This window comes from Klebsiella sp. C283 (genome assembly GCF_048822555.1).
GTDB classification, from domain to species: domain Bacteria; phylum Pseudomonadota; class Gammaproteobacteria; order Enterobacterales; family Enterobacteriaceae; genus Klebsiella; species Klebsiella quasipneumoniae.
The window spans coordinates 1-11,810 of sequence record NZ_JBMEZS010000026.1 but is presented as its reverse complement, the minus strand read 5'-3'; the positions used below and the strand labels follow the sequence as shown (position 1 = coordinate 11,810).

The 11,810-nt window shown below is 51.8% G+C and carries 7 protein-coding genes and 3 pseudogenes; 5 read left to right on the top strand and 5 right to left on the bottom strand.

Going from position 1 to position 11,810, the window contains the following annotated elements:
- Positions 1 to 51 precede the first annotated feature (51 nt).
- Positions 52 to 318: pseudogene (locus ACOI7Z_RS26170) on the bottom strand (ATP-binding protein); the annotation flags it as partial.
- Between ACOI7Z_RS26170 and ACOI7Z_RS26165 the strand changes: the two are divergent.
- Together ACOI7Z_RS26165 and ACOI7Z_RS26160 are read left to right on the top strand one after the other, a co-directional pair.
- Positions 308 to 1,186 (top strand): annotated as a pseudogene (locus ACOI7Z_RS26165) (IS3 family transposase); the annotation flags it as partial. The pseudogenes ACOI7Z_RS26170 and ACOI7Z_RS26165 sit on opposite strands and share 11 nt — an antisense overlap.
- A gap of 630 nt (positions 1,187 to 1,816) precedes the next feature.
- The gene (locus ACOI7Z_RS26160; protein ID WP_001515717.1) at positions 1,817 to 2,557 is read left to right on the top strand and encodes a tyrosine-type recombinase/integrase; all 741 of its coding nucleotides are present in this window, start codon (positions 1,817 to 1,819) and stop codon (positions 2,555 to 2,557) included.
- Between the two features lie 716 nt (positions 2,558 to 3,273).
- On the opposite strand, the gene ACOI7Z_RS26155 is transcribed toward ACOI7Z_RS26160, so the two are convergent.
- A complete protein-coding gene (locus ACOI7Z_RS26155) occupies positions 3,274 to 4,284 on the bottom strand; it encodes a RepB family plasmid replication initiator protein (RefSeq protein ID WP_000200071.1) in 1,011 nt (336 codons plus the stop codon).
- A gap of 751 nt (positions 4,285 to 5,035) precedes the next feature.
- On the opposite strand from ACOI7Z_RS26155, the gene sopA reads away from it, so the two are divergent.
- The 3 genes and pseudogenes from sopA to ACOI7Z_RS26140 all read left to right on the top strand — a co-directional run bounded on the left by sopA (position 5,036) and on the right by ACOI7Z_RS26140 (position 9,766).
- A complete protein-coding gene (gene sopA, locus ACOI7Z_RS26150; protein WP_023307490.1) occupies positions 5,036 to 6,202 on the top strand; it encodes a plasmid-partitioning protein SopA in 1,167 nt (388 codons plus the stop codon).
- On the top strand, positions 6,202 to 7,173 hold the full coding sequence (locus ACOI7Z_RS26145) for a ParB/RepB/Spo0J family plasmid partition protein (RefSeq protein ID WP_004152062.1): 972 nt from the start codon (positions 6,202 to 6,204) through the stop codon (positions 7,171 to 7,173). Before sopA ends, ACOI7Z_RS26145 begins: the two co-directional genes overlap by 1 nt.
- 1,394 nt (positions 7,174 to 8,567) lie before the next feature.
- A pseudogene (locus ACOI7Z_RS26140) lies at positions 8,568 to 9,766 on the top strand (RNA-guided endonuclease InsQ/TnpB family protein).
- A gap of 22 nt (positions 9,767 to 9,788) precedes the next feature.
- On the opposite strand, the gene ACOI7Z_RS26135 reads toward ACOI7Z_RS26140, so the two are convergent.
- From ACOI7Z_RS26135 to umuD, 3 genes are all read right to left on the bottom strand, one after another.
- On the bottom strand, positions 9,789 to 9,944 hold the full coding sequence (locus ACOI7Z_RS26135; protein ID WP_001776126.1) for a hypothetical protein: 156 nt from the start codon (positions 9,942 to 9,944) through the stop codon (positions 9,789 to 9,791).
- Positions 9,945 to 10,082: 138 nt separating this feature from the next.
- Entirely contained in the window at positions 10,083 to 11,354 is a 1,272-nt protein-coding gene (locus ACOI7Z_RS26130; protein ID WP_023307489.1) for a Y-family DNA polymerase, read from the bottom strand.
- A complete protein-coding gene (gene umuD / locus ACOI7Z_RS26125) occupies positions 11,354 to 11,779 on the bottom strand; it encodes a translesion error-prone DNA polymerase V autoproteolytic subunit (RefSeq protein ID WP_004182047.1) in 426 nt (141 codons plus the stop codon). The genes ACOI7Z_RS26130 and umuD overlap by 1 nt, the downstream gene beginning before the upstream one ends.
- Positions 11,780 to 11,810 lie beyond the last annotated feature (31 nt).

Below are 11,810 nucleotides of genomic sequence, written 5' to 3'. Positions count from 1 at the left end.
GCGTGATCTGATCCTTCAACTCAGCAAAAGTTCGATTTATTCAACAAAGCCGTTCAGCGTCGTTGAGTGATGCAGAAGACGATCCAGGATCGCCGTCGCCAGCACGTTATCACCGAACATTTCACCCCAGTCGGCGAACCCTTTGTTTGACGTCAGGATGATGCTCGCTTTTTCATACCGGCGGTTCAGCAGCCGGAAGAACAGACTCGCCTCCTCACGGTTCATTGGCAGATAACCTATTTCATCCAGGATAAGCACCCGCGCATAACTCAGTTGCTGCAGCTGACGTTCAAGACGATTTTCCTGCTTCGCCTTTATCCGTGACAACGCCCGTTGCTGGCCTGTTCGCCTGCTCTGTCGGGTGCTGGATGTTCATCCCAGTGGCTTTTACGCCTGGCTTCAGCAGCCGCATTCACAACGCCATCAGGCAGACCTGAGACTGACAGGACAGATTAAACAGTTCTGGCTGGAATCGGGATGCGTCTATGGTTATCGCAAGATCCATCTGGATCTGCGGGACAGCGGGCAACAGTGCGGAGTGAACAGAGTCTGGCGACTGATGAAACGTGTCGGGATAAAGGCTCAGGTCGGATACCGGAGCCCGCGGGCACGTAAAGGCGAGGCCAGTATCGTGTCGCCCAACAGGCTCCAGCGACAGTTCAATCCGGATGCTCCGGATGAGCGTTGGGTAACCGACATAACCTATATCAGGACCCACGAAGGCTGGCTGTATCTTGCCGTGGTTGTTGATCTGTTCTCACGCAAAATTATCGGCTGGTCCATGCAATCCCGGATGACAAAGGACATTGTCCTGAACGCACTGCTGATGGCTGTATGGCGGCGTAATCCCCAAAAACAGGTGCTGGTTCATTCGGATCAAGGCAGCCATTATACGAGCAGGCAGTTCCGGCAGTTACTGTGGCGATACCGGATCAGGCAGAGTATGAGTCGGCGTGGAAACTGCTGGGATAACAGCCCAATGGAGCGCTTCTTCAGGAGTCTGAAGAACGAATGGGTGCCGGCGACGGGCTATGTAAGCTTCAGCGATGCAGCTCGCGCAATAACGGACTATATCGTTGGATATTACAGCGCACTAAGACCGCACGAATATAATGGTGGGTTACCGCCAAACGAATCAGAAAACCGATACTGGAAAAACTCTAACGCGGTGGCCAGTTTTTGTTGACCACTTCAGACGCTAAATTTTTTCCTTCTGGCGAACCAACAAACAGCCCGTTTATAGATAGATTCTGCTGACGACAAAAGGATTAACCCCTGAAATTGCACTGGATTGTCACCTGAAGATGTGCAGGACAAGCCAGATTACTCTGACAAGGGATACCATCGTAATTTAGCAAAAACACCTAAGACCTAAACGACAGCTAAGTACATAGTGCCGGACGGATCATGATTTTTTATTTAACTTACGGACTTCATTTTTCAGCAAATATCTTTTCTCTTCTGTTGTAAACTTATGAAAGCGTTACGCGAAATCCCGCAAGGTTACAGGGGTGTACCAGGCCGGAAATCGCGTAGCGCTCTCTTCTCTTCTTTTTCCTGCCTAACATGTACATCCTGGCATTACTCCAATTCTCCCAAAAACCGTAAAACAGCCATCAACCCGCGTCATTACTGGCTTCATGGAGGATCTGAGCAGAAAAACGATCCTTTACGCATTTGGTTTTACCCGCAATAATGCGGGATAAGACAACAAAAGGATCCGCGCGCTGCGATTTATTGTCATGGCAGGATCGGCCCGTCAGGTGCAAAATACCTGTATCCATAAACAGTGCGTGCGCTACGTGAAAAATAACTCATGAACAGCATCATTCCCTTGCAGAATTCACCAGAACGCGTCTCTCTGCTGCCGATCGCCCCGGGCGTTGATTTTGCGACCGCGGTGGCACTCCGGCGGATGGCCACCTCAACAGGTGCCACGCCGGCTTACCTCCTGGCGCCGGAAGTGAGCGCCCTCCTCTGGTATATGCCTGACCAGCGTCACCACATGTTGTTCGCCACCATGTGGAATACCGGGATCCGTATCGGTGAAGCCCGGACGCTCACCCCGGAATCGTTCGACCTGGATGGTCTGCGCCCTTTTGTTCGGGTGCTGTCGGAAAAAGTGCGGGCACGTCGTGGCCGGCCGCCAAAAGATGAAGTGCGTCTGGTACCGCTGACGGATGCCAGTTTTGTACGTCAGATGGAAAGCTGGATGGTCACCACCCGCCCCCGCCGGCGTGAGCCGTTATGGCCGGTCACGGATGAGACAATGCGCAACTGGCTGAAACAGGCGGTGAAGCGGGCTGAAGCTGACGGCGTGCATTTTTCGATCCCCGTGACGCCGCATACTTTCCGTCACAGCTATATTATGCACATGCTTTATCACCGGCAGCCCAGGAAGGTCATCCAGGCACTGGCCGGGCATAAGGATCCGCGCTCGATGGAAGTCTATACCCGGGTATTTGCGCTGGACATGGCTGCCACCCTGGCCGTTCCCTTTACCGGTGATGGGCGAGATGCCGCGGAGATCCTTCGCTCCCTGCCCCCGGCCGGCTGAGATTGACGGCCCTGGCATGACGTCCTGTATTCCGCTAATATGGAATACAGGAGCAGAGAGCATTCAGCCCCCTCCCTGCTCTAGCACACCAGGCCATCATGCTGATGACTGAACCGCCATGGTCTTACCCGGTGACCTGCAATCCTGCAGGCATCAACATACCGCAGTCAAGACAGGGCACAATGCAGGCATACTGGCCGTGCATCCCACTGTGCGTTTTTCCTGGAAGCTCAGCAAATCATCCCGTTAACCGCGAAAGTCATTCACCATCTGTGGCCAACACCTTTCTGCCATCCGGCTCCCGTTTCCTAATCGCATTTAGCAGTGTGAAGCTGGCGCCGGGTTATACAGACAGCTGCAGTCTCATCCTGCCGGGCTAAACCTGCAGTACACAGGGGAACGGATACCGTCAGGTAACATGACCGTCTCAGCACCCGATTGAGATTTTCATAAGGGGTATAGAGCTTTACTGAAAAATTGACTGTGGCATGTTATCACCCATGGAATGGTTAACAGACCAGGGATTACCCCCATTTAACCCGCATGCCGTAGTCAATATCTGCGTATCACGACCCCAAATCACATATTACAGTCAATATTGTTCGATCCGGGCAGAGATGATAGAGAATAAATATTGACTGCGGTATGCGTGATGCATATCACAGTCAATGGAATGTCCTTAGCGGCATCCGGCAGTCATGTTATGCATATCGCAGTCAATTTTCTGGCTTCATCGCTGAGAGGGCTTCAGCCAGTTTAAGAGGATCGATGCCAGCAGCCTTCAGCGCCTTAATGACTTCGTCATAATTTTGCTCTGGCGCCTTCTCTTCTTCCTCTTTGCGCGGAACCTTCACAGGACCACTGATGAGTTTGGGGTTGCGATAATGCACGCTGAAATAGGTGGCTCGGCCACGTTTAAACTCGGTGTAATCCAGATAACCAATATCCCGCAGCTGCTCCATCGCCTTACGCACCGTGTGGTTCTGCGTATAGACATTTGAGGTGAGATTTAGCCGGTCACGCATCCGTTTCATGGAAATAGGTGCAGGATTCTGGGGAAGACTTTCGATGTAGGTATAAAGCGCCTGGGCTGATTCCTTGCGCTGCAGGGCGTCAATGGCTTTCAGCCGCAGCAGTACCCTTCTGTCCATGTGGTAAAGCTCAAACAGCTTAGGTTCAGCCTTTATCTCAACGATATCCTCGGTGATGTCATAATAGGCTGACTGCACCAGATGGGTGGTCCATCCTTTGGTCTCGCTCTGGAACTTCAGCGTAACCGAGGCAAGTTTAAACAGGGAATTACTGATGCGATCGCGCATTTTTTTGTTTGAACGACGGGAGTTAAATCCGCACATCTTAACGAATTCGACGAACGACAGTTCCAGGGTGTCACTTTTTACCCCATACTCCGACATGGAACGAATTATCCCCAGCCAGACTTTAAAATCCGTGTCCATATCAAGACGCGAACCGGTGATCTTAACGTCAGTGTACCCTTCGCTTTTGGCAATAGACAGCTGTACAAGCTCCTCAGTCGCGTCTGTAACGTTTTTCCGGTTCGCCTTGCTCTTCCCTGTTGATTTCAGAGTTGGGACGAAGAGACCGAGTCTCATGAGCGCTACTGGCTGCACGGTACTGGTGCTGTTGACATCCAGCTTAACAACTTCGCCGGTTGTCTTATCAACTTCCTGAAGGTTCAGAAGTAAGCTGTTATTTTCGCTCGTCATCTTGATCCTCAACGGTTATCCACAAAAGGATGTAGTAATACGTATCGCAGTCAACGGATATACATACCTCAGTAAATACCGTTGCATATCACAGTATTAGATTATGCATATAACAGTCAACATTTTACATTCCGCAGTCGATCCAGACAGACGTTAAAGCCAGTTACAGCGCATGCTGGAGCGATCCGGGGATCTCTTTTGGATCTCACTATGATCTCCTTGGGATCAATTATTGGATCGAGACCTTGAATAACTCAGATACAAGGCCGGAAGCGCCACACCAGGTATCCAGAACCCTGCCCTGATTTTCCTGAATACGCTCTGGAAGATTGAGATCTACAGGTACAACAATGAAACATTGACTACGGTATGCTGAGTCGTCTTTCCTCTTTCTCGACACAGATACAGTAAGTATCATGCCACAGTCAATATATTACATATCGCAGTCAATTTCATTATAACTGGCTGATCCCGAGCCATCTTAAGCAACCCGACGTACGTGCAATCTGTGAATTCTGTGATTTTCCGCTTCCTCGCCGCTTTCTCACTCCGTGAGATCGCTTACTGCGGCGAGCGGCAGTGATTAATATTGGCTGCGGTATGTACTCTTTTGTACTCCCCTGCGGTCTTTGCATCACCCAATGCGGTTCACTTTGCACTTTTTCGTGCACTTTGCGTTTTTATTGTTGCTTTGCAATAAATTCCAAGATTTAATAAAATAATGCAAAGTGATGATTAAAGGATGTTCAGTATGGGACTCATGGATACACTCAACCAGTGCATAAGTGCTGGTCATGAAATGACGAAAGCAATCGCCATTGCGCAGTTTAATGATGACAGTCCGGAAGCCCGGAAAATAACCCGGCGCTGGAGGATTGGTGAAGCAGCAGATTTAGTTGGCGTGTCATCTCAGGCTATCAGGGATGCCGAGAAAGCTGGCCGGCTGCCTCACCCTGATATGGAAACCCGTGGAAGAGTTGAGCAACGCGTTGGTTATACCATCGAGCAAATCAATCACATGCGGGATGTATTTGGTACACGACTGCGCCGTGCTGAAGATGCGTTTCCGCCGGTGATTGGTGTTGCTGCTCACAAAGGTGGTGTTTACAAAACCTCCGTTTCTGTTCACCTGGCTCAGGACCTGGCCCTGAAAGGATTACGCGTTCTGCTTGTCGAGGGTAATGATCCTCAGGGCACAGCCTCGATGTATCACGGATGGGTGCCCGATCTTCATATACACGCGGAAGATACTCTCCTGCCCTTTTATCTTGGTGAAAAGGATGATGCCAGTTATGCGATAAAACCAACCTGCTGGCCTGGCCTTCATATCATTCCGTCCTGCCTGGCACTGCATCGCATTGAAACTGAACTGATGGGCAAATTTGATGAAGGAAAACTGCCCACCGACCCGCATCTGATGCTCCGCCTTGCTATTGAAACGATCGCTCATGACTATGATGTGATTGTTATCGACAGCGCACCGAACCTCGGTATTGGCACGATCAATGTCGTATGCGCTGCTGATGTGCTGATTGTTCCCACCCCGGCAGAGCTGTTCGATTACACTTCTGCACTGCAGTTTTTCGATATGCTTCGTGATCTGCTCAGGAATGTGGATCTTAAAGGCTTTGAGCCGGATGTCCGTATTCTGCTTACCAAATACAGTAATAACAATGGTTCGCAGTCCCCGTGGATGGAAGAACAAATTCGCGATGCATGGGGAAGCATGGTTCTTAAAAATGTGGTACGTGAAACCGATGAAGTTGGTAAAGGCCAGATCCGCATGAGAACCGTTTTCGAACAGGCGATTGATCAACGTTCTTCGACCGGCGCATGGCGAAACGCACTTTCAATCTGGGAACCTGTTTGTAATGAGATTTTTGATCGTCTGATTAAACCACGCTGGGAGATTAGATAATGAAGCGTGCCCCTGTCATTCCAAGGCATACCACACATACTCAATCGACTGAAGATACTTCATCACCGGCGCCGGCCGCGCCGATGGTGGATTCATTAATTGCGCGCGTGGGTGCTATGGCCCGCGGTAATGCTATCTCTCTTCCGGTATGTGGACGGGAAGTAAAATTTACCCTTGAGGTGCTCCGGGGAGACTCTGTTGAGAGCGCCTCACGCGTATGGTCAGGAAATGAGCGTGATCAGGAACTACTTACCGAAGATGCTCTGGATGATCTCATTCCTTCATTTTTACTGACCGGTCAGCAGACTCCAGCTTTCGGCCGCCGGGTTTCTGATGTCATAGAAATTGCAGACGGCAGCCGTCGCCGTAAAGCCGCAATCCTGACGGAAAGTGATTATCGCGTTCTGGTTGGTGAACTGGACGATGAGCAGATGGCTGCATTGTCCCGACTGGGTAACGATTATCGGCCGACGAGTGCTTATGAACGTGGCCTGCGTTATACAAGCCGGCTGCAGAATGAGTTTGCAGGAAATATTTCTGCGCTTGCCGATGCGGAAAATATCTCTCGTAAGATCATTACCCGCTGTATTAATACGGCCAAACTGCCTAAATCCGTTGTTGCCCTGTTTGCACATCCTGGAGAACTGTCTGCCCGGTCAGGTGAAGCCCTTCAGAAGGCTTTTGCAGATAAAGAAGAATTACTGAAGCAGCAGGCTGAGACTCTCCACGATCAGAAGAAAGCGGGACTAATCTTTGAAGCTGAAGAGGTCATTAGTCTTTTAACATCCGTACTGAAACAATCTCCCGCATCAAGAGTTAATCTGAGCTCACGTCATCAGTTTGCTCCAGGGGCAACAGCATTGTATAAGGGCGATAAAATGGTGCTTAACCTGGATAAGTCCCGCATTCCTGCGGAGTGTATAGAGAAAATAGAAGCCATTCTTAAGGAGCTTGAGAAACCAGGAGTCTGATGCGGACACGCATTAGTCTACGGTGATCTCCCTTTACTTCATTTCCTTTCTCACAGGCCAGAAAACATAACTGGCCTGAATATTCTCTCTGGGACCACGGTCCCACCTGCATCGTCGGTCAGCTTATCTGCCTGGGACCACGGTCCCACCTGTATCGCCGGTCAGGTTATCTCCCTGGGACCACGGTCCCACCTGCGTCATCTGTCAGCTTATCTGCCTGGGACCATGGTCCCACCTGCGTCGTCGGCCAGCTTATCTGCCTGGGACCACGGTCCCACCTGCGTCGTCGGTCAGCTTATCTGCCTGGGACCACGGTCCCACCTGCGTCATCTGTCAGCTTATCTGCCTGGGACCACGGTCCCACCTGTATCGCCGGTCAGGTTATCTCCCTGGGACCACGGTCCCACCTGCATCGTCGGTCAAGTTATCTCCCTGGGACCATGGTCCCACCTGCGTCGTCGGTCAGCTTATCTGCCTGGGACCACGGTCCCACCTGCGTCATCTGTCAGCTTATCTGCCTGGGACCACGGTCCCACCTGTATCGCCGGTCAGGTTATCTCCCTGGGACCACGGTCCCACCTGCATCGTCGGTCAAGTTATCTCCCTGGGACCATGGTCCCACCTGCGTCGTCGGTCAGCTTATCTGCCTGGGACCACGGTCCCACCTGCGTCATCTGTCAGCTTATCTGCCTGGGACCACGGTCCCACCTGCATCGTCGGCACATTATTAGTTAGGGATAACGGTTCAATCAATGCCTGTCACGAACAGGTATTGGCTTGTCGCCAGCAACCCGATGAGCGGAGTAATCACGCAGCAGGGCGGCTATTACAGGCGATGGTGAAAGCTCTATTGGGATCTGAACGAAGCATGTTGAGTGAAATTTGCAAAATTTCGCAGAGTATGCAGCTTAATCTTTAAATTTCCGCCGGCATTTTTAAAGCCAGCTACCGACGCTGCGCGTTGGCCGGCCCTTCGTCCGGCGGGTAACCAGTACCGGCCGATCTTACGACCCTGGATGAACATCATCCCGTCAGCAGCGTCTCCACTGTGATGTCGTTTTTCACACTGTGCGATCACAAAATAGAACGGGGAGGGACAACATATGGTAGGAAAAGCAACTGCCAGAGACACAATATATTGATTATCCACAGTAACGGGGGATAACCGTGTGGGTAACATATTGAAAGTCCGTCACGTTATCGTATTAATTGACTTTGTAGACACCACTGGACCATAAAAAGAATCCGGGGGAATCATCACAGCGCATAAACATACCGTTTGTTTTTGGGGGACGGCAAGGAGGCCCCTGTTATCCAGTGCGCCGTAAAACCCCGACCTTCAGGGCGGGGATATAAGGCGCGGTTTTCCGACTAACTTCGGTTAAAATAGCCTCATGAAACGACTTCAAGCCTTCAAATTCCAGTTAAGACCGAATGGTCAGCAGGAGCGCGATATGCGGCGCTTCGCTGGGGCTTGTCGCTTCGTCTTTAACCGTGCGCTGGCGCTTCAAAACGAAAACCATGAAGCGGGGAACAAATATGTTTCCTACACCAAAATGGCTTCATGGCTCATTGAGTGGAAATCACACCCTGATACCCAGTGGCTAAAAGACACGCCATCACAGCCGTTGCAGCAGTCGCTCAAAGATCTGGAGCGCGGCTACAAGAATTTCTTCCAGAAGCGTGCAGCATTCCCTCGTTTCAAGAAACGCGGCCAAAACGATGCCCGCAAGGCGTGAAGCTCGATCAGACCAACAATCGTATATCGCTTCCTAAGTTGGGCTGGATACGCTATCGCAATAGCCGTGAAGTCATCGGCGAAGTTAAAAACGTCACGGTCATCCAGTCATGCGGCAAATGGTACGTTAGCATCCAGACGGAATACGAAGTGCCTGAACAGGTTCATAAGGCAGCGTCAATGGTCGGTTTGGACGCCGGAGTCACGAAACTTGCCACGCTTTCTGATGGCACCGTATACCAGCCAGTCAACAGCTTCAAAGCAAGCCAGCGTAAGCTGGCTATGCTTCAACGGCAGTTAAGCCGCAAAGTTAAATTCAGTGCCAGTTGGCAGAAACAGAAGAAAAAAATCCAGCGTCTGCACTCACACATTGCCAATATCCGGCGCGACTACCTTCACAAAGTCACCAGTGAAATCAGCAAAAACCACGCGATGATCGTCATTGAGGACTTGAAGGTCAGTAACATGTCGAAATCGGCAAAAGGTACGGCAGAGCGGCCCGGACGAAACATCAGAGCCAAATCAGGCTTAAACCGTTCGATACTGGATCAGGGCTGGTACGAAATGCGCAGACAGCTTGAGTACAAGCAGCTCTGGCGTGGTGGTCAGGTACTGGCGATACCTCCGGCATACACAAGCCAGCGTTGTGCCTGCTGTGGTCATACGGCGAAAGAAAACCGTCAAACGCAAAGTAAATTCGTGTGTCAGGTATGCGGCTATACCGAGAACGCCGATATCAACGGAGCACGTAACATTTTAGCGGCAGGACATGCCGTGCTTGCCTGTGGAGGGATGATACAGTCGGGCCGCCCGCTGAAGCAGGAACCCACCGAGGCGAGTCAGGCTCCGGTCTGAACGCTGTAGGAATCCTCGCCCTTCAGGGCGGGGAGGATGTCAACAATTGCACCAGGTCTTTTTCGTCCAGCGCATCGAGCATTTGTTCATACAGAGCCGCGGGCACACAATAAAAAACAGGGCGGTTGCGGTCAATAATCGCGACCGGGTAGCCGCCGCCGGCACTGGCGGTGGCCACCGGATCGTTTTTAAGTTCTCAGACGCTGGCAGTCACATCACACAGAATGATGTTTGTCATGGTTCCCTCCTGAGACAAGTCATCTGTATGATCGGTAAAGTAAGCTCTGGCGGCAAGTCCCGTCTGTCATTTCGACGGTCAGAAACGGGCAACCGGCAGCTCCTTCCAGCGGGTGGTATATGCCGGTGACAGCATCTCCCGTTTCATCTGCCAGTCCGGCGCAATACCCCGTCCGGCAAACCAGACTTTCCCGAGTCCGGAATGATTAATGCCGTCGAGTACCTTCATCAGCGCATCGCTGTGCGGCCGTGGCTGCACGTCATCGAACAGATTCAGCTGCGCGACGCCGTTCGGACTGAAATCATTGAGCATTATCCCCGCTTTTGCGTAGCGGTGGCCATCGAGCCAGATCCTGTCCAGAGACCTGACCGCTGCCGCGATAATGTCCCGGGTGTCACGGGTAGGGGTGTTCAGTTTTTCCGTGGCCACGTTACCGTAATACGGCTCATTAACCGCAAAAGGGGATGTCTTGATGAAGGTGCTGATATGCCGGCAGTACTGTCGCTCACCGCGCAACTTTTCCGCCGCGCGCTCGGCATACTGGCAGACGGCCTGGCGCATTTCTTCGTAGGTGGTGATCCGCTGCCCGAAGCTGCGACTGCAGACAATCTGCTGTTTCGGCGGCGGCGCTTCCTCCAGTGAAATGCAACTCTCGCCGTTCAGCTCACGTACCGTGCGCTCCAGAACTACGTTGAAGTTTTTCCGGATAAATGTGGGGTTCGTCAGCGACAGCTGCAGGGCGGTGGTGATCCCCATAACGTGCAGCTTTTTCGCTATCCGGTTCCCCACGCCCCAGATTTCTTCCACCGGCTGCAGGCTGAGTAATTTTGCCGTTCTGCGTGGATTTTCGGGCGACAGCGCCAGTACCCCCCTAAATTGTGGCCATTCCTTTGACGCCCACTGCGCCGATTTGGCCAGTGTTTTTGTGGCGCCGAAGCCGACACCGATCGTCAGTCCGGTTCCACTGAGAACATGCCCACGCAGCTGCCTGCCAAAATCCTCCAGATCCATACAGTGGCCAATTCCCCGGGCATCCAGGAAACATTCGTCAATTGAGTATTGTTCGACGCGGGGCGACAGCTCTTCCAGCAGGGCGACCACACGGTTACTCAGGCTCGCGTAGAGCTCGTAGTTGCTGGAAAAAACGTACAATTTTTCAGGAAACTGCGCCTCTTTGAGCTGGAACCAGGGGGGGCCCATCTTTATACCCAGCAGTTTGGCTTCAGCACTCCGGGCAATAACGCAGCCATCGTTGTTACTGAGAACGACGACAGGTTTGCCGCGCAAATCCGGCCTGAAAACCTTCTCGCAACTGGCATAGAAGGAGTTGACGTCAGCCAGGGCGAACATCAGTCTGCCCTCCGGGTTTTATGAATGAAGGCTGTCACCACACCGAAAATTTGCAGCGTTTCCGGATCCGGGTACAGGGAAGGGAAGTCCGGGTTCATCGCCTGCAGGGCTGGCCGCGGCGTCAGAAGCAGGCGTTTTACCGTAAATTCACCCTCAATTTCCGCGATAACAATATCCCCGTGCCGCGGCTGTTCTGCTTTATCCACGACCAACAGATCGCCGGAATAGAGGCCAATATCAGTCATTGAGTTGCCAATCGCCCTGACAAAATAGGTGGAGTGGCGCCGGTGAATGCAGTACTCATTCAGATCCAGTTCAGACTCAGTGTAGTCTGCTGCCGGTGACGGAAAACCCGCAGGGCATCGCTCTGTGAACAAAGGAATTTTTACTATGCTGGCTTCTGATACTGCAGGAATGAACTTCATCGTTTTTTTCCTCGCTTAAGGCTGTATATAT